The organism is Saccharopolyspora sp. NPDC045839 (assembly GCF_056431645.1).
Window position 1 is genome coordinate 17,655 of record NZ_JBWKKH010000024.1, and the last position, 22,019, is coordinate 39,673.

Annotated in this window: 17 protein-coding genes and 3 pseudogenes; 6 read left to right on the forward strand and 14 right to left on the reverse strand. The window is 71.4% G+C overall.

From position 1 onward, the window contains the following. Positions 1-2 precede the first annotated feature (2 nt). Positions 3-3,551 (reverse strand): AAA family ATPase, encoded by a 3,549-nt coding sequence (locus tag AC07EQ_RS28420; RefSeq protein ID WP_478390936.1) that lies wholly within the window; start codon positions 3,549-3,551, stop codon positions 3-5. Between the two features lie 227 nt (positions 3,552-3,778). Here AC07EQ_RS28420 and AC07EQ_RS28425 point away from each other — a divergent pair, with 227 nt between their 5' ends. Genes AC07EQ_RS28425 through AC07EQ_RS28440 form a run of 4 tightly spaced genes read left to right on the forward strand, consistent with a single transcriptional unit; the run spans position 3,779 to position 7,682 of the window. Continuing rightward, positions 3,779-4,522 (forward strand): IclR family transcriptional regulator, encoded by a 744-nt coding sequence (locus tag AC07EQ_RS28425; protein ID WP_478390937.1) that lies wholly within the window; start codon positions 3,779-3,781, stop codon positions 4,520-4,522. Beyond that, on the forward strand, positions 4,519-5,469 hold the full coding sequence (hutG, locus tag AC07EQ_RS28430; protein ID WP_478390938.1) for a formimidoylglutamase: 951 nt from the start codon (positions 4,519-4,521) through the stop codon (positions 5,467-5,469). The genes AC07EQ_RS28425 and hutG overlap by 4 nt, the downstream gene beginning before the upstream one ends. Further along, positions 5,470-6,951, forward strand: a complete 1,482-nt coding sequence (locus AC07EQ_RS28435) for an ABC transporter substrate-binding protein/permease (protein WP_478390939.1) — start codon at positions 5,470-5,472, stop codon at positions 6,949-6,951. Next, complete coding sequence (locus tag AC07EQ_RS28440; protein WP_478390940.1) at positions 6,951-7,682, forward strand: amino acid ABC transporter ATP-binding protein; 732 nt, start codon at positions 6,951-6,953, stop codon at positions 7,680-7,682. Before AC07EQ_RS28435 ends, AC07EQ_RS28440 begins: the two co-directional genes overlap by 1 nt. 389 nt (positions 7,683-8,071) lie before the next feature. On the opposite strand, the gene AC07EQ_RS28445 is transcribed toward AC07EQ_RS28440, so the two are convergent. The 5 genes and pseudogenes from AC07EQ_RS28445 to AC07EQ_RS28465 all read right to left on the reverse strand — a co-directional run bounded on the left by AC07EQ_RS28445 (position 8,072) and on the right by AC07EQ_RS28465 (position 13,447). Then, positions 8,072-9,160 carry a C45 family autoproteolytic acyltransferase/hydolase gene (locus AC07EQ_RS28445; RefSeq protein ID WP_478390941.1) on the reverse strand — a complete coding sequence of 363 codons (1,089 nt, stop codon included), beginning with the start codon at positions 9,158-9,160 and terminating at the stop codon, positions 8,072-8,074. After that, on the reverse strand, positions 9,157-10,785 hold the full coding sequence (locus AC07EQ_RS28450; RefSeq protein ID WP_478390942.1) for an amidohydrolase: 1,629 nt from the start codon (positions 10,783-10,785) through the stop codon (positions 9,157-9,159). Before AC07EQ_RS28450 ends, AC07EQ_RS28445 begins: the two co-directional genes overlap by 4 nt. A gap of 11 nt (positions 10,786-10,796) precedes the next feature. Continuing rightward, positions 10,797-12,062: a purine-cytosine permease family protein gene (locus AC07EQ_RS28455; protein WP_478391037.1), complete on the reverse strand. Its 1,266-nt coding sequence runs from the start codon at positions 12,060-12,062 to the stop codon at positions 10,797-10,799. 237 nt (positions 12,063-12,299) lie between these two features. Continuing rightward, positions 12,300-13,265: pseudogene (locus AC07EQ_RS28460) on the reverse strand (RNA-guided endonuclease InsQ/TnpB family protein); the annotation flags it as partial. Continuing rightward, entirely contained in the window at positions 13,166-13,447 is a 282-nt protein-coding gene (locus tag AC07EQ_RS28465; RefSeq protein WP_478391038.1) for a helix-turn-helix domain-containing protein, read from the reverse strand. The pseudogene AC07EQ_RS28460 and the gene AC07EQ_RS28465, both read right to left, overlap by 100 nt. Before the next feature lie 35 nt (positions 13,448-13,482). Here AC07EQ_RS28465 and AC07EQ_RS28470 point away from each other — a divergent pair. Together AC07EQ_RS28470 and AC07EQ_RS28475 are read left to right on the forward strand one after the other, a co-directional pair. Beyond that, positions 13,483-13,608, forward strand: a pseudogene (locus AC07EQ_RS28470) (IS200/IS605 family transposase); the annotation flags it as partial. A 67-nt stretch (positions 13,609-13,675) separates the two neighbouring features. Further along, positions 13,676-13,792, forward strand: a pseudogene (locus AC07EQ_RS28475) (helix-turn-helix domain-containing protein); the annotation flags it as partial. A 380-nt stretch (positions 13,793-14,172) separates the two neighbouring features. Here the strand turns inward: AC07EQ_RS28475 and AC07EQ_RS28480 are convergent. The 8 genes from AC07EQ_RS28480 to AC07EQ_RS28515 all read right to left on the reverse strand — a co-directional run bounded on the left by AC07EQ_RS28480 (position 14,173) and on the right by AC07EQ_RS28515 (position 21,961). Then, on the reverse strand, positions 14,173-15,555 hold the full coding sequence (locus AC07EQ_RS28480; protein WP_478390943.1) for an MFS transporter: 1,383 nt from the start codon (positions 15,553-15,555) through the stop codon (positions 14,173-14,175). A 136-nt stretch (positions 15,556-15,691) separates the two neighbouring features. Further along, complete coding sequence (locus tag AC07EQ_RS28485; RefSeq protein WP_478390944.1) at positions 15,692-16,222, reverse strand: dienelactone hydrolase family protein; 531 nt, start codon at positions 16,220-16,222, stop codon at positions 15,692-15,694. Between the two features lie 12 nt (positions 16,223-16,234). Then, the gene (locus tag AC07EQ_RS28490) at positions 16,235-17,869 is read right to left on the reverse strand and encodes a thiamine pyrophosphate-binding protein (protein ID WP_478390945.1); all 1,635 of its coding nucleotides are present in this window, start codon (positions 17,867-17,869) and stop codon (positions 16,235-16,237) included. Positions 17,870-17,925: 56 nt separating this feature from the next. After that, positions 17,926-18,696, reverse strand: coding sequence for an SDR family oxidoreductase (locus AC07EQ_RS28495; protein ID WP_478390946.1), 771 nt, complete (start codon positions 18,694-18,696; stop codon positions 17,926-17,928). A gap of 10 nt (positions 18,697-18,706) precedes the next feature. Continuing rightward, positions 18,707-19,456, reverse strand: a complete 750-nt coding sequence (locus tag AC07EQ_RS28500; protein WP_478390947.1) for a 3-oxoacyl-ACP reductase family protein — start codon at positions 19,454-19,456, stop codon at positions 18,707-18,709. Then, positions 19,453-20,250 (reverse strand): alpha/beta fold hydrolase, encoded by a 798-nt coding sequence (locus AC07EQ_RS28505; RefSeq protein ID WP_478390948.1) that lies wholly within the window; start codon positions 20,248-20,250, stop codon positions 19,453-19,455. The genes AC07EQ_RS28500 and AC07EQ_RS28505 overlap by 4 nt, the downstream gene beginning before the upstream one ends. Then, positions 20,247-21,029 carry an aspartate dehydrogenase domain-containing protein gene (locus AC07EQ_RS28510; RefSeq protein WP_478390949.1) on the reverse strand — a complete coding sequence of 261 codons (783 nt, stop codon included), beginning with the start codon at positions 21,027-21,029 and terminating at the stop codon, positions 20,247-20,249. Before AC07EQ_RS28510 ends, AC07EQ_RS28505 begins: the two co-directional genes overlap by 4 nt. Next, the gene (locus AC07EQ_RS28515) at positions 21,026-21,961 is read right to left on the reverse strand and encodes a VOC family protein (protein ID WP_478390950.1); all 936 of its coding nucleotides are present in this window, start codon (positions 21,959-21,961) and stop codon (positions 21,026-21,028) included. The genes AC07EQ_RS28510 and AC07EQ_RS28515 overlap by 4 nt, the downstream gene beginning before the upstream one ends. Between the last annotated feature and the right edge of the window lie 58 nt (positions 21,962-22,019).

Here is a 22,019-nt window from a genome sequence, read left to right on the forward strand (position 1 = left end):
CGTCAGAGGTACTGGCCGAAGGAGTCGCTCCCGGTCGCGAGGTGGCTGATCTGGACTCCTGCCAGGTCGGCCGGGCGCAGGAGCCGGACTTCCGAAGGATCCTGCGGTTCGGATGTCGTGGTGATCCGCTCGCCCTGCAACGCGATCGCCCGGTCCAGGAGGTTCCGGACGACCCGGCCGTTGCCGAACGATTCGTCCCGGCTCGTCGCCCGCAGGATTCGGCGGACCTCCGCGCGGACGCCTTCGTGGACGGTGAATCCCGCCGTGCTCGCCAGGCTTTCGAAGATCTCGACGAGTTCCGCCTCGTCGTAGTCCGGGAAGTGCACCACCGAGGGGAAGCGCGAGGCCAGGCCCGGGTTGGTGCGCAGGAACTCCGTCATCCGGCTCTCGTACCCGGCCGCGATCACCACCAGGTCGTCGCGGTGCTCCTCCATCAGCCGCAGCAGTTCCGCGATCGCCTCCGGGCCGTAGGAATGCCTGCCGTCCGGCGGCGTCAGCGCGTACGCCTCGTCGATGAACAGGACGCCGCCCCGCGCTCGCTCCACCGCGGCGCGGACCTTCGGCGCGGTCTGGCCGATGTACTCGGCGATCAGGTCCGCGTGCGAAACCTCCACCAGGTGGCCGGAGGACAGCAGGCCGAGCTTCGCGTACACCGCCGCGACCAGCCTGGCGACCGTCGTCTTCGCCGTGCCCGGATTGCCGGTGAACACCAGGTGCCTGGTGCGGGCCGCGAGCGGCAGCCCGGCGCCGCGGCGCAGCCGGTCCGCTTCCGCTTCGGCGACCAGCAGGCGCACTTCGCGCTTCACCGACTCCAGCCCGATCAGGTCGTCGATCGCCGCCAGCGGGTCCGCCGGGAGGTCCGCGTGCACCGGCTCGACCGGCGTGTCCGGCACGTCCACGGCCTCGATCCGGTGCAGCGACTCGTCCGCGCTCACCACGCCGTCCGCGAGGATTCGCCTGGACTGCAACGAGACCGCGCGTTCCAGCAGGCTCACCGCGAGGCGGCCGTTGGTCATCGCCGCGTCGCGGCGGGCCGTGCGGACCACTGCCCGGGCCTTCTCCGGCACCCCGTCGCCGAGCGCGAAGCCCGCCGCCGCGGCCTTGCGCTCGAACAGTTCCACGACCTGCTCGTCGGTCAGGTCCGGGAAGCGCACCACCTTCGGGAAGCAGGCCGCCAGTTCCGGGGTCGCCTTGAGCAGGCCGTTCACCGCGGCGTCCGGGCCGCACAGGACCACCAGCAGATCCGCCGAGCGCGACTGCAGGCCCGCCAGCAGCGCGTCGATCACGCCCTGGTTGCGCGCCCGGTCGACGTCGATGCCCGGCCGGGCGAGCGTGCCCGCGTCCTCGATGCACAGCACGCCGCCCATGGCCCGGTCGAGCGCGCGCTGCACCCCGGTGGCCGCCTCCGCCACGTGCCGCCCGGCGAGGTCCGCGCAGTCGACCACCACCAGGTGCCCGGAGGACAGCAGGCCGAGATCCGCGCAGGTCCGGCCCAGGACCCCGGCCACGGTCGTCTTCCCGGTCCCCGGCGCACCGGTGAACACCAGGTGCCGCGGGCGCACCGCGCCCGGCATCCCCGCCTCCCGGCGCAGCTTCGCGGCCCGGACCTCGGCCAGGACCAGGTCCAGTTCGCGGCGGACCGAGTCCAGGCCGACGCAGTCCGCCAGGTCGGTGCCGGCCGAGTGCTCCGGCAGGTCGCGGCCGAGCACCTCCACCGGTCCCCCGCTGTTGCGGGCGCGGGCCGCGTCGACGCCGCGCCGCGCCAGGTCCTCGATCAGCCGGGCGCCACGCATGTTCTGCGGCCCCACCGCCGCCAGCCGGGCAGCCGACCGCGCGGCGTCGTCCGCGGTGGTGGCGCCCCGCCGGGCCACCGCGCGCCGGAACAGCTCGGCGAGGTCCTCCGGCGCGAATTCGGCGGTCCTGGCGACCCGGAACTGCTGGAGCAGCGCCGGATTCACCGCGCCCACCCGGTCGTCTCCACCGGCCCGGCACACCGCGATGACGTGCAGCTCCGGCAACCGCTTCACCAACCGCCGCAATTCCTCCAGCAGCGCGGTTCCGGACCGCTCCAGGCCCGCCAGCTGGCCGAGGCCGTTCACCACCAGCACGTCGTGGGCGCCGAGGCCCTGGGTCTTCTGCTGCAGGTGCACCACGGCGTTGCTGACGTCGAGGCTGGCGAACTCGGCCTCGGAAACCCACGCCTCGGTGCGGTTTCCGCCCGCCTTGAGCAGCATGCCGCGCAGGAGTCCCGCCGCCGTGCCCCGCCCCGTGCTTTCCGGGCCGGTCAACAACATCCGCACCACCCTGGTGCGGCCGTGCCGGAATTCCGCCAGCTCGGTGCGGACCGCCGCGGCCAGCTCCGGCTGGCCCACCAGGGCCGCCGCCGGATCCGCGGCCGCCGAGTGCAGTTCCTCGCCGCCGACCAGCTTCGGCACCAACGGGTTGAGCACCCTGCGCGGCCGGGCCAGCACCCGCAGTTGCCGCTGGAAGTCCCGCACCGGGACGAAGCAGCTCGGCGTCACGATGCCGTCCGGCAGGCCCTGCACCACGCCGCTGATCCGCATCGCCATGTCCAGCCAGGCGCGGCAGACGTCCGCCTCGCCCGCCAGCACCGCGCGCCCGAGCCACGCCAGCACGAGGTTGTGCCAGCGGTCGCCGTCGAAGTTCTCCTTGAGCCGGACGAACATGGCCTGCACGACCTCGAACATCGCGTGGCCCGTGGTGAGCGCCAGTTCGACCGGCACCTCCGCCAGCTCGGCCTGCAGCATCAGGCCGGCCAGCGCGATCTCGTGCTCCACCGAGTAGTCGATGTCGGGGATCGGGCCGGCGCCCGCGACGCCCGGCGACCGCTCCAGCAGCCGCTGGTGCGCGGCCAGGAACCCCGAGCACGCCCAGTCCAGGTAGCCGGCCGGGCCGCTGAGCTCGGGCAACGCCGCCAGGATCGACTCGTCGGCGCGCTGCGCCCACAGGTCCGCCAGCCTCCCGACCGGCGCGACGAGGTCCTGCTTGGCCAGCGCCGGGTCCGCCGCGCGCATGTCGTGCAGCGCGATCAGCGCCTGGCGGCGCGGTTCGAGCGGTTCGATCCCGGCGAACACGTCCAGGCAGCGGCGGGCCAGGCCGAACGCGAGCTCCCGCAGATCGGGGTCGTCACCGGCACCGTCGAGCAGCCACTCCACCGGCGGCCGGAACCGCGACGCGCTCGCGCTCCAGGACCAGGTGCGGTTGGGCCGCCACGGCTGGGCCGCGAAGCCGCCCATGGTCTCCCGCTGCAGGTCGGCGGCGTTGCCGCCGCGCACCGCCGCCGTGCCGACCAGGAACTCCAGCAGGAACCACAGCTCCGCTCCGATGACCGTGGTGTCCTCGGCGAAGAACTCGGGCAGTTCCACGGCCAGCGCCTCCGCCGCCGGGTCGCGGTTGAGCTCGACCGCGCGCTCCCGGATCTCCTCCCACAAGCCGTCCGGAACCCGCCACGGACCGTGGGAGTACACGTCCAGCACGGGCTCGTCGGACAGCAGCAGCTGGAGGTGCTCGGGCAGCAGGGGTCGGTCCACGGTCGGCCACCTTACTTCCGCCCGCCGGCCACCCGATTCCAGGCGAAGACCACCGATCACTCGCCGCCCCGAAGCGGATGACCACCAGTAGTCGAGTCGTCGCTGTCGGTCCGGCTTCGGCGCCGCGGCGGCTTCTCTCCGCACATGGCCGAGCACTGGGAATAACATTCCCAGTCACTGGGAAGAATTGCTGGGCAGCCGGTCACCGCCGACGTAGCGTGCCCGCCGTGACAAGCCCGGAAACCAACCGGAAAGCCGGTACGCGAGCAGCGCGGATCCTGGCCGTGTTCGCCGAACGGGAGAGCGCGACGGCGGAGGAGATCTCCGCCTGCACCGGGATTCCGTCGAGCGCCGTGTACCGGCACCTGACGACGTTCGTCGAAATCGGGCTGGTGCACCAGGCGCGCACGCGCGGCCGCTACTGCGCGGGGTCGCTGACGGTGCAGATGGCCGAGAACTACCGGCGCGAGGTGCTCAGCCAGGGCGGGGTGAAGCGCCGCCTCCGGCGGCTGGCGGCCGACACCGACGAGCTCGCGGCGTTCCTCATCGCCCGCGACAACGACGTGCTCTGCGTCGAAGCGGCCGAGGGGACACGGGTCGTCCGGTGCAGCTTCTCTCCCGGGCTGAGCAAGCCGCTCACCTTCGGCGCGAGCGCCCAGGCCCTGCTGGCGCACCTGCCCGAGGACCGGGTCGCGCGCGCCGCCGCGGCGCACGGGCTGACCCCACCGCAGATCCACAAGCTGGAGATCGACCTGCGGCGCGTCCGGGGCCAGGGCTTCGCGGTGAGCGTCGGGCAGGTCGATCCGGGCGTGTGGGGCGTGAGCGTGCCCGTGCTGAACCGGAAGCAGAACCTCGTCGGCGTGGTCAGCACGATGGCCCCGGACTTCCGCGTCCGGCCTCGGCACGAGTCCCTCGTCACGCTCACGCACGCCGCAGCGCAGGACATCAGCAGACTGGAGGAGTACGCGTGAGCACATCCGTTCCCAGCTGGACCGGACGCGTCGACGGCCCGGGGCCGGAACATCGCAGGTGGCACAACGCGATCAACGAGTCGCCCGGCGTCACCGGCGTTTCGCTGATCGGTTTTCCCTGCGACATCGGCGTCCGCCGCAACGGCGGTCGTCCAGGGGCTCAGGCAGGCCCGGGCGCGATCCGCGCGGCCCTGGGGAGTTTCGCGATCCAGCCGGAGGTCGTCGTGCACGACGCCGGCGACGTCGCGGTCGCCGGTGACGCCCTCGAAGCGGCGCAGGACGACCTCGCCGAGGCGGTCGCGGAACAGCTCCGCACCGGAAACCTCCCGGTCGTGCTCGGCGGCGGGCACGAGACCGCCTACGGTTCCTACCTCGGGCTCGCCCGCAGCGGCCTGCTGGACGGGCGGCGGCTGGGCGTGCTCAACCTCGATGCGCACTTCGACCTGCGGGAGGCCGATCGCCCGTCGTCCGGCACCCCGTTCCGGCAGATCGCCGTGGGAGAAGCCGAGCGCGGTGCCGAATTCACCTACGCGGTGATCGGAATCAGCCGGCCCAGCAACACCGCCGCGTTGTTCGCCACGGCGACCGAACTCGGCGTCCGCCACCTCCAGGACCTCGACTGCCAGGAACGGCACGTCGAGGACGTCCTCGATTTCGTCCGGGCCTTCATCGCGGACGTCGACGCGCTGTACCTGTCGATCGATCTCGACGTGCTCCCCGCCGCACAGGCACCGGGGGTCAGCGCTCCTTCGGCCCTCGGCGTACCCGCCGGTGTCGTCATCGAGGTGTGCCGGCTGATCGGCGGCGACCCGAAGCTCGCCCTGGCCGACATCACCGAACTGAACCCCGCCCACGACATCGACAACCGCACCGCTCGGATCGCGGCCCGCCTCGTGCACACGATCGTGACGAGCGCCGCCGACCGGTCTGTCCAGGAAGGACACTGAATGCCCCGTCAGCGAACCTGGGCGCGGCTCGCGACCGCGCTCGTCGCCTGCCTGCTCGTGCTCGTGCCCACGAGCGCGGCGTCCGCGGCAGAACCGCCCACCGCCAAGCTCGACGCGCTGCGTTCCGGGCAGGCCACGCTCCGGGTCGGCACCGACGCGACCTTCCCGCCGTTCGAGTTCACCGACGCCCGGGGAAAGCAGCTCGGTTTCGACATCGACCTGGTCCGGGCGCTGGCCGCGCGGGCCGGTATCAAGAACGTCGAGTTCGCCCAGATGCCGTTCGGCAACATCGTTCCCGCGCTGCAGGCGAACCAGATCGATGTGGGCGCCTCGGCGATCTACATCAGCACCGAACGCGCCAAAGCCGTTGATTTCTCGGACATCTACTACCCCGGCGGACTCGCGATCTTCGCGAACGAGAAGGACGCCTCCATCGCGTCGCTCGGTGATCTCGCGGGCAAGCGGGTCGCCGTCCAGGTGGGCACGAAGTCCGTCGAGTGGCTCAAGCAGCACCAGCCCGCCGCGGAGCTGATCACGGTGCAGACCAACGAGCAGATGTTCTCGTCGGTGCGGCTGGGACAAGCGGACGCCGTCGTGACCGGCGCACCCGCCGGGAAGTACTTCATCGCCCAGCAGGGCGGCCTCAAGCAGATCGGCGAGCGCCTGACCGAGGAGAACTACGGCTACGCCTTCCAGAAGGCCGATCCGGCCCTGCGGGACGCGTTCAACACGTCGCTCAAGCAGATGCACGACGACGGCTCCTACTCGCAGATCACCGAGAAGTGGTTCGGCGCGGAGACCACGGCGGCCAAGCCGGGCGGGCACCCCCTGTTCAACGTGGCCACCATCATCGAGTCCTCGGGGCAGATCTGGCAGGGCCTCCTCGTCAGCATCCAGGTCATCCTGAGCGCCCTGGTGCTCAGCCTGCTGCTCGGCACCATCGGCGGTTTCGCCAAGCTCAGCCGGATCGCGCCGCTGCGGTGGCTCGGCAACGCCTACGTCTCGGTCATCCGCGGGACGCCGTTCGTGGTGCAGCTGTTCTTCATCTACTTCGGGCTCCCCCAGCTCGGCCTGCAACTCCCGCCCATGGCCGCCGGGATCATCGCGCTCGGGCTCTACAGCGGCTCGTACGTGACCGAGATCTTCCGCGGTGCCGTGCAGTCCGTCGACCGAGGTCAGCTGGAAGCGTCGCGGTCGTGCGGGATGTCGCACGCCTCGGCCATGCGCCACGTGATCATCCCGCAGGCCTTCCTTCGCATGCTCCCGCCGCTGGGCAACGAGTTCGTCTCGATGACGAAGAACTCGGCGCTGGTGTCCTTCGTGACCATCCACGAGTTGTTCCTCGTGGGGCAGACCATCATCTCGCGCACCTTCGACGCGCTGACGGTCTACCTGTTCATCGGCCTCCTCTACTACCTGATGACCAACCTCATCGGTTTCGCGACGAGCACCATCGAGAAGAAGATGGCGGTGTACATCTGATGGCACTCCTGGAAGTCCGGGACCTGACCAAGGTCTACGGCGACGTCAAGGTGCTCGACGGGATCGACTTCACGATCGAGCCCGGCGAGGTGGTCGCGGTGATCGGCCCCAGCGGCGGCGGGAAGTCCACCTTCCTGCGCTGCCTCAACCTGCTGGAAACCCCGACCGCCGGCAGCGTGCGGTTCGACGGCGACGAGCTGACCGGACGCGGTGTCGACCTCGACCGGCTGCGGTCCCGGATGGGCATGGTGTTCCAGCACTTCAACCTGTTCCCCAACATGACCGCGCTGCGCAACGTCGTGCTGCCCCAGGTGAACGTGCTCAAGCGGTCGAAGGCCGAGGCCGAGGCGAAAGCTCGCGGCCTGCTGCAGCGCGTCGGCATGCTCGAACGCGCGGACGCTTACCCGAACAGGTTGTCCGGCGGGCAGAAGCAGCGCGTCGCGATCGTCCGCGCCGCCGCGATGGACCCGAAGCTGATGCTCTTCGACGAGCCGACGTCCGCGCTGGACCCCGAGGTCGTCCAGGACGTTCTCGACATCATGTCCGAGCTCGCCCGCGACGGGATGACCATGGTCGTCGTCACCCACGAGATGGGCTTCGCCCGCAAGGTCGCCGACCGCGTCGTGTTCGTCGACGGCGGGAAGATCGCCGCCGACCTCCCGCCGGAGGACTTCTTCTCGGACGGCAACGCGAATCCCCGCATCCGCACCTTCCTGGACAAGGTGCTCTGACCGGCTCCGCTGCCCGGACGCGCCTGCGCAAGGCGCGTCCGGGCAGCGGCCGCCGTGCCACGCCGCGCGATCGTCAGCCGGGCGGATCGGGCTCGGTCCGAGCGAGGACAGCACACCGAACCTCGCCGAGCCTTCCTCGACACCTCCAACCGACCCGGCGCGACCTTCGGTCCACTCAGGGGTCGCTTCAGGAAGGTTCCGGACGAGCCCGCCACGAAGGCGCCCGACGCCTGACAAGCCGCCGTTTTCGCGCGAAAGCGGCGCCCCGCCCTCACGAGGACCGCCGGTTTCGCGCGAAAACGGCGCCCCGCGCACCAGGCGGACACGTCTCGCACGCGCCCGCAGCCCGACTCTGAAACGCCCCCTCGAAACGCAGAAGACGCCCGGCACTAGCACTGCAGCTCGTACCAGGGGCGGCTGTCGTGCTCCGCCGGGGTTCCGTCGAGGATCCGGGCGGTGCGGCGGGCGGGGTCGAGCATGATCGTGGCGAGGCTGGCCCAGCGCTGGCCGAACTCCTTGCCCAGGTCCGGGTTGCAGGTCACGGGCGGTTCTCCGGGGCCGGTGATGAGCTGGCCGACGAGCTCACCGGCGCTCCGCGGCCGGGTGCGGGCGAGCCTGTCCTGGAGGAAGGCGAAGCGCTCCCCCGAATCGGGCTGGTACAGCCAGGACTTCTCGTGCGCGGCGGGCGCCGGGGTGAGGAAGTGGTTGGTGCGCAACCAAGTCCCGGGCACGACCTCCGGCACCTCGAAGATGCCTTCGGGGCTGATGTCGAGGAGGACCGCCCGCGCGGTGTCGAACAGCGCGAAGGAACCGGAGGACGCGATGGGCGCCTCGCGCAGGAGTTCCCGTGCGTGCTCGACGCTTCCGGCCTCTTCGAGGACGCATGCGGCGAGGACGTGCACGGGGATGCCGCCGACGCGATCGTCGCGGTGGCCGAGGATGTTGAAGTGGAGCGCGAGCCCGGCGTCGTTGACGCCGATCTTGGCGAGGATGCCGTGCTCGGTGATCCCGGCGTAGCGGTGCGTGCCGCCCGCGGAGTCGATGGTGTGCCAGTACGGGCCGAGTTCGACGTGCCAATCCCAGGTCTGCACGCCGAGGATCGCTCCGGCGCCGGTGTCCCGCACGATGGTGGAGCATTCGCCCGGGGGCACTGTGCGGCTGCGCGCGAGGATCTCGGTGCGCGCGTTCAGGGCCGCCACCCGCCACGTCTCGACGCCCGCACCGGCGGCGATGCCCTCGATCTGCTCGGCGAGCCGGGGGCGGAACGCGGCGATGGCGTCCAGCGCGCGGTCGGCATCCGCGCGAACGGTGTCCTCCTCGATGCTCCCCGCTGCGAAGAGGCGGTCGTAGGTGTCGATGGCGCCGGGAAGCGCGGTCGCCAGCTGACGTCCGCGCGCCCGGCCGCGGGCTCGCGGATCCGCCTCGTCGACCGCGATGCGGAGACGGGTGGCGGGCCGCTCGAAGGTGCTGTCGGTCATTTCCCGTGGTGCTCCTTGGCTGCGTGGAGGACGGCGCCGTCGACGACGGTCGCGAGGATCGGGTTGGTCGCTTGCCGTTCCGGCGACAGGGTCAGCGGGTTCTCGGCGAAGACGGTCAGGTCCGCGAGGTACCCGGGTGCGATGCGGCCCAGGCGGTCGTCCGCCCCGGCGGCGATCGCGGTGGCACGGGTCATGCCCGCGTGGGCTTCGCGCGCGGTGATGCGCTGGCCCGGCTGGACCGGGAGCGCGTCGGGCTCGTCCACGGGGCGGCGGAGCTGGGCGTCGGCCAGGGCGACGCGCGGATCGCCGACGCCGATCGGCCAGTCGGATCCGAGGGCCACGGTGACGCCGTGGTCGATGAGGTCCCGGGTGCGCCAGCCGTGGGCCACGCGTTCGGGGCCGATGCGGCGCGACCAGTTGTCGTTCTGGCCGGGATCGGTCATCCGCGTCCCGTGGACGGGCTGCAGGCTGGCGACCACGCCGAGTTCGGCGAACCGGTCGAGCAGGTCGTCGGGGATCGATTCGACGTGCTCGATGCGGTGCGGCGGCCCGGCCGCGGGATGGCCGGCCTCCTCGATCACGTCGAGCGCGAACCGGACGGCCTGGTCGCCGATGGCGTGGGTGGCGGTGGGGATGCCGCGTTCGGTGAAGAAGCGGACGGCGTCCCGGTAGGCGTCGAGGTCCTTCCACAGCGGACGGCGGTTCTGCCCGTGCACGTCGGGGTGCTCGAACCAGGCGGAACCGTTGTCCGCCGTGCCGTCGAGCATGAACTTCGCGCCCTCGACCGACCACCGCCGCCCGGACAGGGCCTGCTGCGCGGCGACCACCTCCCACGCCTCGCGCCCGGAGTCGGCCGCGACCAGCGGCGCGCAGCGCACGCGCAGGGGAAGGTCGCCCGCCGCCTCGATCTGCCGGTACACGGCCTCGGACGGCTCGTCGAAGTCCATCGCGTGCAGCCCGGTCAGCCCCGCCGCGGCCAGCCGGTGCAGCTGCTCGGACACGTACCGGGCCGCGGTCGGGACGGGGATTTCCGGGTAGTGGGCGAAGATCAGGTCCATCGCCCGGAGCTCGACGACGAACCCGGTCGGTCGCCCGTCGGCATCGGTGGCGATCCGGGAGGCGTCGTCGAAGGTCTCGGCCCCGGTGATCCCGGCCAGCTCGATCACGCGCGGGCTGACCACGAGGGCGTGGGCGTCCCGGGTCATCAGGGAGACGGGGACGCCCGGGAACCGCTCCCCGAGCACGTTCCCGGACGGCTCGCCGTCGAACACGTTGATGTCGAGGTCGAAGCCCACCGCCCAGGCCCCGTCGGGCAGGTCCGCGAGGTGCTCGGCGATCAGCGCGAAGACCTCGTCCAGCGCGCGTGCCGCGCCGAGGTCCAAGCCGCGGCCGAGCTCGATGGATCCCCACACGGGATGGGCGTGCGCGTCCGTCAGGCCCGGGAGGACGGTCGCGCCGGGGAAGTCGTGGACGACCGTGCCGGATCCCCGGTGGGTCTCCAGGATCTCGTCGCCGCCGACGGCGAGGATGGTGCCGTCGGCGATGGCGATGACGTGGGCGCGTTGGCCCGGCTCGCGGTCGAGGTTCTCGATGTGCGCGGCGCGCACGATGCGATCGGCGGTCATGTCGTTCCTGATCAGTTCACTGCGGACGGAATGGTGCGGAAGGCGCGGGAGAGGATCCAGTAGAGGACGGCGGAACCGGTGATCCCGACGGGCAGCGCGAGGTTCAGGCCGTCCATGGCGGCGGAGACGGGACCGACGAACGAGCTGGAGCTGGCGCAGAGCATCGCCGCGAGCACGCCGGCGGCGGTGGCCAGCGCGCCGGCCCAGTTCACCCCGCCCCGGTACCAGAAGGGGCCGCTCCTGGTCTGGTCGTGGAGCGCGACGCCGTCGTACCGGTTGCGGCGCAGGACGACGTCGGTGGCGTAGACGGCCATGCACGGGCCGGTGATGACGACGACCAGTTCGAACATGGTGTTCACGGCGGTGAGGAAGTCGAAGACGAGGATCGCGAAGAGCGTCATCGCGGTGCCGATGACGCCGACGACGAGCACGGCGGGAACGCGCGGCAGGCGCACCCCGATGGACTGCATGCACAGTCCGGCGCTGTAGGCCGTCATGCCGTTGTTGGCCATCGCGTTCACCACGACGGCGATGACGAAGACCGGGGCGAACCGGGCGGGCATGACGCTCTCCAGCGCGGCCTGGGGATCGCTCATGTCCACCTCCGTCGCCGCCAGGGCGCCGACGGAGGTGAACACGATGCTGGGCACGATCCCGCCGGCGGCGGCCCAGCAGGTGACGGCCGTGCCGCTGGTCGACCGGGGCAGGTACCGGGCCAGGTCCGGGCTGTTGGCGTACGACAGGGGCGTCGAGGCGACGATCGTGAACGCGGCCGCCAGCACCACGACGTGCGAGAAGCCGGTGAGCGGTTCGGCCGGGGCGTAGCTCCAGTCGGCGCGGGCCACGACGAGGGCGGAGACCACGAGGAACACGATGGTCAGGACGACGGTGAGCGCGGTGTAGAGGCGGACGATCGTGGCGTGGCCGTAGATGGCGATCAGGATCGTCGCGGCCGCGATCGCGCAGATCACGGCGGCGTCCACCGCCGCCGAGTCCGGCAGCCCGAGTCGCCCGGCCAGGCCGATGCCCGCGACCGACGCGGCGGACCAGTTCAGCGCGAGGTACAGGGCCGAGGTCAGCCACCCGGTGATCGCGATGACGACCTTGTTGCCGAGCACCCCGTACATGGCGCGCGAGATGACCGAGCCGGTGGTGCCCGCGGCGGGCCCGCTGATGGAGATGAAGCCGGTGATGAACCACAGCAGGTTCCCCGCGACGATGACCGCGATGGACTCCGCGAGGCCCAGTCCCATCAGGATCGTGGTCGCCCCGACCACGAAGCTCAGTTGACATCCTCGCCCCTGTGAACGGGGGTGATTCCTACCGCGCCGGGCAGCGCGGGACTTCGCGCTCACCCAGTCGCTTCGGTGGGTTCCTGCTTCATCGCGATGTGCCCCCACACAGGCGGGTGGTCTTACCTTCGCTCCGCAGGCTGTGACCGCTAGTCCAGCGGCCTTCGCGACGTTGACCGCCGCGTTGATATCACGGTCCAGCCACACCCCACATGACTGGCACTGCCAGGTGCGGACGTGAAGTGGCTTTCGGCTGTCTTTCACCTTGCAGTTCGAACACACCTGGCTGGTGGGCACGAATCGGCCGATCCGGATCAAAGTGCGCCCGTACACGGCTGCTTTGTATTCGAGCATTGCCACGAACTGTGACCATCCGGCGTCGTGCACGGACTTGGCCAGGCGGGTACGCGCCAGTCCTGATACCGCCAGGTTCTCCACCGCGATTGCTTGGTTCTCGCGAATCAACTGGGTGGACAGCTGGTGGTGGAACTCTCGGCGCGCGTCCGCTACCCGCGCATGTGTGCGAGCGACCTTGACCCGTGCTTTCTCCCGGTTGCTGCTGTCTTTCTCCTTCCGAGACAAGGCTTGTTGTGCACGCTTGAGCTTCTTTTCCGCGTGGCGCAAGAACTTAGGTGCAGTGATCTTCGTGCCATCCGAGAGCACCGCGAAATGATTCAGGCCCAGGTCGATGCCTACATCCGGTGCCGCCTCGGTGAGGGGCTCTGGGGTGGTGTCGATGACGAACGAGGCAAAGTACCGACCAGCGGCGTCCTTGATCACCGTCACCGATGATGGTTTCGACGGCAATGTGCGCGACCAGGTGACCGGGATGTCGCCGATCTTCGGTAACCGCAGCTTCCCGCCCGGGGTGATGTTCCAGCGGGCGTTCGCGGTGAACCGGATCGCCTGCCGCCGGTCGCGGCGGGTCTTGAACCGGGGTACGCCCATCTTCCGCCCAGCGCGCTCGCCGCTGATCGAGTCGAAAAAGTTCTTCAGCGCCTGGTCGCAGTCCCGTAACGCCTGCTGGAGCACCACCGCGGACACCTGCGACAGCCAGGCACGTTCCGGGGTGTTCTTCGCATCAGTGATCAGCTTCTTGGACAACTCGCCTGCCGAAGGGGCTTTCCCACCCGCCTTGTGCGCGTCCTGGCGTGCACGTACGGCGTCGTTGTACACCACCTCGCGCACCCGAACGCCCGCGCCAGCGCGGTTTGCTGGCCCGGCGTCGGGTAAAGACGGAAGGAATATCGAAGCCGCACCCCAAGATCATATGATCTTGGGTTATGGAGCTCGACACAGGCCTTCGTACAGGTCGTCACTGCTGCTTCATCCTTCACGCACACTTGGTTTTCGTTACCAAGTACCGGCATAAGGTCTTCACCGACACCCACCTGAGGCGCATGGCATGCAGCAGGTGTGTACGGACTTCGAAGTGGAGTTAGCCGAGTTCAACGGCGAAGGCGACCACGTGCACCTGCTAGTCAACTTCCCAACCAAGGTCACCCTCTCGAAGCTCGTCAACAGCCTCAAAGGCGTGTCCTCACAGCTGCTACGGAAGGAATACCCCGAGTTAGTACAACACTACTGGCGCGCCAATCCTGGAGGCCGCGGTCCGCCTCGCCCTCGAGCAGGGGCTCGAGCGGGTCACCATGAAGGCGGTCGCCGACGAGCTGGCGGTCCGACCCGGGCTCATCAGCCACTACTTCGACACGGTCGACGCCCTGCTGTGCCAGGCCTTCGCGCATGCGGCGTCGCGCGAACGCGCCTCCCTGCTGCCTCCCCCCGCGACAGCCTGCTCCGCGCCGCCGAACCGGACACCGCCCGCTCTTGATCCACAGCGGACTGTCCCCCTCCTGCGGCGCGAAGGTCGTCGTGCAGACCTCTACCGGTCGAGGGCCCCTCCAAGCCCGCTGGCCCCAGCACACCGACTCCGAAGCCCGCCGAACGTTCCTCGACGCCATCGGCTGACCGCGTTCTGTCCTGTTCGGACACTGCGCCCCGTGCGAACGGCCCTGCCGCGCGAACGCGGCAGGGCCGTTGGTGAACTACCCGCCGGGCCGGTCTTGAAACGACCTGCCACCGCCGGTCGGCATCGTCACGGCGAAAGCTCTTCGAGCGTGCGCCCCTTGGTCTCCTCGGCGAACACCGCGGTGACGAGCGTCCCGACGAGGGTGATGCCGCCGATCAGCAGGAACACCGTCGACAGACCCGTGCCGCCCGCGTAGACCAGGGCGACCAGGATCGGGCCGGTGATGATGCCCAGCCGGTTGAGGACGCCGCCCAGGCTGCAACCGAGCGCCCGGCTGCGGGTCGGGTAGAGCTCCGGCGTGTAGAGGTAGAGGCTGATGTTGGCCGCGAAGCTGAACATCGCCGCGAACGCGGAGAACACCGCCAGCTGCCCTGCGGAGTTCGCGCCGAGCACCGCCAGCACGCCCATCGCCACCGTGGTGCCGCCGAGCCCGATGCTCAGCACCATCCGCCGGCCGAGCCGGTCGATGGTCAGCGCCGCCAGCACGCAGCCGGCCAGCCCGGCCACCGACGCCAGGGTGCTGTACCAGAGCGAGACGTCGGTCGGCAGGCCGAACACCTGCTTGTAGAGCGTCGGCAGCCACGAGGTGAGCCCGTAGTTGGCCAGGTAGCCGACGAACCAGATCGTCCAGACCACCAGGGTTCGGCGCCGGTAGCGACCGGTGAACAGGTCGCGCAGCGCGCCGGTGCGCGCGGACTCCGCGCCGGCGACCGCGGGAGCCGGTGCGGGCGGCGGCAGGTCCCGGCCGGTGGAGCGGCGGACGTTCTCCTCGATCCGCGCCATCACCTCCTGAGCCTCGGCGGACCTGCCGCGGGCGGCCAGCCAACGCGGCGACTCGGGCACCCGGCGCTGCAGGAAGAACGCGGCGACGCCGGGGATCGCGGCGATCAGGAACAGCGTGCGCCAGCCCCAGTTCGGCACGATCCACGCCGACGCCAGCGCGCCGACGGTCAGCCCGGCCGGGAAGACCACCTCGTACATCAGCACGAACCGGCCGCGGCGCTTGGCCCGGCTGAGCTCGGCGATGTAGGACGCCGCGGTGGGCACCTCGCCGCCGATGGCGAGCCCCTGGATGAACCGCAGGATCAGGAACGGCAGCAGCGCCGGGCTCAGCGCCATGCCCAGGTTGCCGAGCGCGGTGATCACCAGGCACAGCGTGATCACCCGGACCCGGCCGATGCGGTCGGCGAGCCAGCCGGAGGCGAGCGCCCCGAGCAGCATGCCGATCGAGCCGACGGTCAGGGTCGCGGTGGCGCCTGCCGTGGACAGGCCCCACTCGCGGGAGATCTCGGGCAGCGAGAAGGCGATGAGCAGTTGGTCGAACGCCTCGAAGAACGTGACGACGCCGATGATCAGCCGCACGCTGACGTGCCAGCGCGACATTGGCAGCCGCTCCAGGCGGGCGGCGACGTCCTGCTGGACGGTGTGGTCGGGGGCCGTGATGCTCATGCGTCCCTCCTTCGTTGGGACACGCATGCCACGAGTGCGTGGCATGGAACGGTAGTTGCCGGGAGGTTCGGCGAGCGCGGTGGACTCGCGTTTCGCGCCTCCCCGGGTCGGGAGGCGACCGGTGGGGCCGATGGGATCAGGGCATCCGGGCGTCGAGGAGCCGGATCGCCCGGGCGGGGTCGGCGGCCGGGGACTCGTCGAGCGGATCGCACTCGACCGCCGCGGCCAGGTCGTGTTCGGCGGCGGCCCGGGTCGCGAGCGGGCCGGTCTCCCCCACCCCGAGCGCGCCGGTCGCGCGGGCGGGGATGCCGAGCCGGGAGGCCAGGTGGTCGAGGGCCCCGGTGATGTCCGCGGCGAGGTCGTCGGCCGCCAGCAGCGACATCGCGGCCCGCGCGGTTTCCTCGTTCTCCGGGCGGAATTCCTTGCCGCCGGTCTCGTAGTACAGGTAGGGGGCGACCGCGACGTGCCCGCTCCGGGCCAGCGCCCGGCAGCAGTGCTCGATCGGCTCGGTCAGCCCGTAGGCGTCGTGCAGCACGATCACGGCCGTGCGCGGGCGGGTTCGCGGGAACCGCACGAACAGCGGTGCTGCGGTGCGCAGCACCCGGCGGCCCCGGTTGGCGGGCCCGTGGGCGTGGTGGTGGTCTTGGCTGGCCGGTTCGGCAGGCATCTCGGATCCTGTTCAGCTGGGCACGTGGACCGGGGGCACGAACGGCGACGGCGTCGGTTCGAGCGCGGTGACGTCGACTTCGAGCAGGAACGGGCGGTGCTCCGCCACCGCCTTGGCGAACGCCTCGGCGAACGATTCCGCCCTGTTGACCAGCGCGTACGGCAGGTCCAGCGCGTCGGCCAGGCCTCCGAAGTCCGGCGTGAACAGGTCGACGCCGGAGCGCCTGCCCGCATGCTTGTCCTGCATGTTGCGCAGCACGCCGTAGCCGCCGTCGTTGAACACCACCAGCACCAGCCACGGCCGCTCCTGGGCCAGCGTGGCGAGCTCGCCGAGGTGCACCGCGAGTCCGCCGTCCCCGGCGAACACCACGGTCGGCGCCTCCGGCGCGCCGATCGCCGCGCCGATGCCGGTGGCCAAGCCCTGCCCGATGCCGCCGCCGACCGGGAAGACGTTGGTGTTCGGCCGGTAGATCTCCAGCAGCCTGTTGCCCCACTGGCTGGACGGGATCGTCACGTCCCGCGCGATCACCGACTCGGCCGGCAGTTCCTGCCGCATCGCATCGCAGATCAGCGCGTACTTGCCGATCGCCGCGCGCAGGTGCGCGCGCACCCGAGCGCGGGTGCCGGTGACCTTCTCGCGCCAGCCGGGCCCGGCGCCCACCGCACCGGTCAGCTCGGTGAGCAGCTGCGGGAGCACCTGCTCCGCTGCGCCGGTCAAGCCGACCTCGGCCGGGTGGACGCGGCCGATCGCCGCCGGATCGACGTCGATCTGCACGTGGTTGCGGGGCAGTTCCAGCGCGTAGTGCCTGGTTTCGTTGGAGCGGAAGTGCGTTCCGATGGAGATCAGCAGGTCGGCCTCGGCGAGCAGCGGCCCGGCCTCGGGGTTGGCGGCGAAGTTGCCGATCACCAGCTCGTGGTCCTCCGGCACGCTGCCGCGGCCGGAGTTGCTGGTCAGCACTCCCGCCCCGAGCAGCTCCGCCAGCTCGCGAACGCACTCGCCCGCGCCGGTGCCACCGCCGCCGACCCACAGGATCGGCCGCTCGGCGCTCCGGATGATCTCGGCGGCGCGGCGCACCGCCCCCGGATCGACCGGCGGCACGGCCTCGCCCTGCTCAGCGGGAGCTGCCCGGAGCCGCTGCCCGGCGTACTGGAGATCGATCGGCCATTCCACGCTCGACGGTCCACAAGGGAGCGACAAGGCACTGCGAACCGCTTGGCGGAGCGCGGATTCCGCCGCATCGGACGAGGTCACCGTGGCGGCATGCTTGGACACGGCGGCGAGCATCGCGGCCTGGTCCTTGGTCTCGTGGATGACGCCGCGGCCCTGTCCGAGGAACGGCGAGTCGATCTGGCCGGTCACGTGCAGCACCCGGCTGCCCGCGGTCAGCGCCTCGACCATCGCGCCGGCCGCGTTGCCCGCGCCGGTGCCGGTGCTGGTGATCGCCACCCCGAGGCCGCCGGTCGCCCGGGCGTAGCCGTCGGCGGCGTTGACCGCCGCCGCTTCGTGGCGCACCGGGACGAACCGCAGTTCCCGGCTCACCGCCTCCACCAGGGGCAGGTTGTGCACACTGACCACGCCGAAGGCGGTGTCGACGCCGTTGTCGCGCATGACCTGGACGAGCAGATCGCCGCCGTTGGTACTGGGCATGACAGTCCTTTCTCTCGTGCGTGCGAAAGCCGCTTTCGCACCCACGACCGGGGGGCTCAGAGGTAGCGGGCGATGCCGCCGCCGACGTCGACGGCGGAGCCGGTGATGTAGGAGGCGCGCGGGGAGAGCAGCGACGCGATCGGGAAGGCGACCTCGTCGGCGGTGCCCAGCCGTCCCAGCGGGATGCCGCGGTCGGCGGCCAGTTCCGCGCTCCACGCGGCGAAGTCCGATGCGGAGCCGGACTGCTCGTATCGGCGGCGCCACTGCCCCGTGTCGATCAGGCCGAGGCACACCGAGTTGACCCGGATCCCGTCGGCGGCGAGCTCACCGGCGAGCGTCTTGGTCAGGTTGAGCAGCGCGGCCCGCGCCGCCGAGGTGGCCGCCAGGCGCGCTTCGGGCTGCCGCGCCAGGATCGCGTTGATGTTGACCACCGATGCGGCGTCGGAAGCGCGCAGCCACGGCTGCGCGGCCCGGATCACGTTCAGGACGCTGAAGATCTTCAGCTCCAGCTCATCGCGCCACTGCCGGTCGGCGGTTTCGGACAGCCGCGCCATCAGGGAACGCCCGGCGTTGTTGACCACGCCGTCGATCCCGCCGAATACCTCGGCCGCCCGCGCGACGAACTCCTGCACGGCCGCTTCGTCCAGGACGTCGCAGGCGCCGATGTGCACCGGCAGCCCGTCCAGCGCGGCCGTCAGCCGGTCGGCGTCGCGTGCGCAAGCGGCGACGTTGGCCCCCTCCGCGAGCAGCATCTTGGTGGTGGCCAGGCCGACGCCGGAACTCGCGCCGGTCACCACCACGGTGCGGCCGGTCAACCCAAGATCCATCGTTTCCTCCTCATCGGCAGACGAAGCCGCCGTCCACGAGCAGCGTCTGGCCGGTGATGTACGCGGCCGCGTCGGACAGCAGGAACCGCACCGCGCCCACGAGGTCCTCGGGTTGCTGCGGCCGGGCGAGCGCGCGGTTCTTCCGGTACAGCTCGTGCCGTTCGGCCGGAACGGCCTGGGTGGCCTCGCATTCGGTGATGCCCGGGGCGACGGCGTTCACGGTGATCCCGTCGGGCCCGGCGTCGCGGGCCATCGCGCGCGTCATGGCCACGATCGCGCCCTTGGAGGCCACGTAGTGCATCAGCCGGGGCGGGCCGTAGAACGCGACGTCCGAGGCGATGTTGAGGATCCGGCCGTCTCCCCTGGCCCGCAGCTGCGGGTAGAGCGCCTTCGAAACCAGCCAGGTGCCGCGCAGGTTGACCGACATGATCCGGTCGAACTCGTCGGGTTCGATGTCGTGGAAGTGCTTCCCGCCGACGCCGTCGGCCAGCGCCGCGTTGTTGACCACCCCATAGGCACCGCCGAGCTCGGCGACCCGGTCGGCGAGCCGCTGCACCGAGTCGGCGTCGGACACGTCGGTGTCCACGCGGTGCACCGGAACGCCGTGCTCGGCGAGTTCGGCGGTCGCGGCGGCGGCGAAGCCGGGGTTCCGCTCGGCGATCACGAGATGCGCCCCGGCGGCGGCGAGATCGTGGGCGATCGCGAGCCCCAGGCCGCGGCCGGCGCCGGTGACCACGACCAGTCGTCCGGTGAGCGTCACAGCACTCCTCCCCTGGTGTCGAGTTCGGCCAGGAACGCCCGCACCGCCGCGTTGAACTCGGCGGGGCGCTCCTGGTTGGCGGCATGCCCGGCGCCGGGGATCTCGACCAGCCGGGCGTCGGGGATCTGCTCGGCCAGCACCCGGCTTTCGGCCACGCCGGTCACGGCGTCCTCGCCGCCGACGACCACCAGCGTCGGCGTGGTGATCACCGCCAGCTGCGCCGAATGGTCGGTCGCCGCCATCACCCGGGCGGCGTTGCGGTAGCCGCGCGGCCGGACCCGCGACATCAGCGCCACGACCCGCTCCCGCACCGCCGCGTCCGCACCGGGCGCCACCAGGCGCGGTCCGCGGGCGGCCGCGAACGCGTCCGCGCCGCGGGTGGTGAGCTCCCGGACCCGCGCCGCCATCGCCTTCCGGCCGTCGGCCGTCCGGCCCGAGCCGCGCGAGGAGTCGGCGAGGATCAGCGACCGCAGCACCTCCGGTGCCTTGATCGCCACCCGCGTCGCGATCACCCCGCCCCAGGAAACCCCGAGCAGGTGCGCCGGTTCGGCGTCCAGCCCGCGCAGCGCCGACACGACCGCGTCTGCGTACGCGTCCAGGTCAGGTTCGCCGGGCAGGTCGGCCGAGCCGCCGTAGCCGGGCGCGTCCCAGGCGATGACCCGGTGGTCGCCGGCCAGCCCGGACAGCTGCGCGTCGAACGCATCGGCGGCACCGCCGATGCCGTGCAGCAGCACCAGCGGCGTGCCGCTGCCCGCCACCACGAAGTCCACATCGGACACCATCGTCCGGATCATGCGAACGCTCCGGTCGGCGCGGCGAGCCGGCCCACGGCGGCCAGCACCGCGTGCGGAACCACACCGCTGGTGGCCGGGTTGGCCGGGGACGGGTGGTTGCGGACCTCGAAGCGGTAGTCGCCCGCGCCGCCTTCGGCGGTGATCACGTGGCTGGTCAGCGGAGCCTTCGGGTCGGCGACGACGGCGGCCTCCACCAGATCCCAGTCCCCCACCGCCAGCGCGACCGAGGCCGCGACGTTGGCCGAGGCCGGGAAGGCGGCGGTGACCTCGCGGGCCGGTGCGCGCATCAGCTCGACCGGCTCGACGGCGGTGCGCAGCCGCTGCGCGGCGGGCTCGTCCATCCACTTCTGGATCAGCGTGGGCGCCTTCTTGGTGGTCACGATGCGCACCGCCGACAGCCCGCCCATCCGGGCGGCCGCCGCGAGCACGTCCAGACCGCCGATCGCGCCGCTGCACAGGTGCAGCCGGCCGGGTCCGGTGTCGCGCAGCTTCGCCAGCAGCGCGTCATCGGCCAGCGCGCCGATGGACACCGCCAGCAGGTCCGTGCCGGCGGCCACGATGGACGGCCCGAGCTCGGCGAGCGCGCGCTGGCCCGCGCACTCGACGATCAGGTCCGCCTGCTCGATGGCGGCTTCGACGTCCAGCACCGGCAGTCCCGGCGGGTCGGTGCGCTCGGCGTGCACGACGCCGACCAGATCGGCACCCGGGACCTCGCCGTCCCGCACCGCGCGCGCCACGACGCCGCCGATCGCGCCGCAGCCGAGGATCGCCACCTTCATGCCCGCACCAGCTCCCGGTGACCGGCGTCGGGCTTGCCCGCCATGTGCGCACGCGCGTCCTTGGACGGCGGGCCCGCGGTGCCCCACTGGTCGGAGAGCTCGGCGGTGCGCCGCCACACTCGGCACAGCCAGGCGTCCTCCTCGACCTGTGCGACGTCGGAGGTGTACTCGCAGACGAGTCCGGCCGGATCGGCGAAGTAGGAGAAGGTGTTGGATCCCGGGCCGTGCCGCCCCGGGCCCCACAGCGGGGTGATCCCGTTGTGCTTCAGCCGCCCGATGCCGCGCATGAAGTGGTCCATCGACGGCATCTCGTAGGCCACGTGGTTGACCGAGGTCCACTGCGCCTGGTTGAACGCGATCACGTGGTGGTCGGAATTGCACCGCAGGAACGCCATCTGGTGCTCCGACCAGTCCGAGATCCGCATCCCCAGCACGCGCGTGTAGAACTCGCAGGCGGCGTCGATGTCGACGGTGTTGAGCACGACGTGCGCCACCTTGCGCGGCACCGCGGGCAGGCCGTCGGGATCCTTCGCGACGACGGCTTCCACGTTGCAGGACAGCTCGATCAGCCGACCCTCGGGATCGACGAACCGCAGCCCGTAGCCGCCGCCGATCTGGTCCAGCGGGCCGGGTTCGGCGAGCATCGGGACGCCGCACGCGGTCAGCCGCCGACCGGCCTCGTCGATCTCGGCGGGCGTCCCGACCGCGAACGCGATCTTGCCCAGCCCGTTCTGCTCGGCCTGCCGCAGCTCGACGATGTGGTGTTCCGAGCCGGTTCCGCGCAGCCACGCGGCGTCCCGGTCGGTCTCCACCGGGGTCAGGCCCCAGACCTCGTGGTAGAACTCGGCGGCCTCGGCGAACCGCTCGATGCGCAGGCCGACCGACCGCAGCGACCGGAGCCGCACCACCGGCTCGGCGTCGGGGAATCGCATGGTGTGACTCCAATCAGAGACTTTATTCGAAGCACCGGAGGCGCTTGGCCCGCCCTCG